Source organism: Microbacterium karelineae (assembly GCF_009745985.1).
Lineage (GTDB): Bacteria > Actinomycetota > Actinomycetes > Actinomycetales > Microbacteriaceae > Microbacterium > Microbacterium karelineae.
The window spans coordinates 1-548 of the sequence record NZ_WFIX01000058.1 but is presented as its reverse complement, the minus strand read 5'-3'; the positions used below and the strand labels follow the sequence as shown (position 1 = coordinate 548).

The following is a 548-nucleotide window of genomic DNA, read 5'->3' as shown; positions in this document are numbered from 1 at the left end:
AATTTCTCATAAGCCAATTTTGCTGCTTCATTGTTTCCTGCCTGCTGGTAAGAATATCCTTGGCTGTAATAAGCCGGAGCCCAATCAGGAAGAAGTGCTGACATTTTTTGCCATGTAAGAATTGCTCCATTCCAGTTTTTAACATCCTGATAAGCTGTTGCTAACTTAAATAATGAATCAGAATCCTGGCTGTTGGCAGCAACTTTCTGTTTCAATGCTTCAATTTCAGGATTAGTAGGTCCTTTGTCAGCTTCTGCCTGAGAAGCTCCACCACCACCTGCGATGTTTGCTAATTCAAGATCCCACTTCATTGTTTCATCCTTAGCAGCTTTTGCAATACCTACTTTTTGCTGAGCTTCAGCCATTAAAGCAGATTTTTTAGCAGCATCTTTTTCATCTTTTGCTAAACCAGCAGCAATAAGTCCCTGTAAACCTTGGTCTGCAGGCAATACTCTTGTTTTCTCTGCCTGAGAAACGAAAGTATCCATATTTTGCTTGGCGTCTGCATAATTTCTATCTGCATATGCATTATAAGCTCTCAATTTGAA

1 protein-coding gene is annotated in these 548 nt (G+C 40.0%); it reads right to left on the bottom strand.

What is annotated here, in order from left to right; translation table 11 throughout:
• On the bottom strand, positions 1–548 hold a 548-nt coding region (locus tag GB932_RS21910; protein WP_197517196.1), incomplete at both ends, for a hypothetical protein.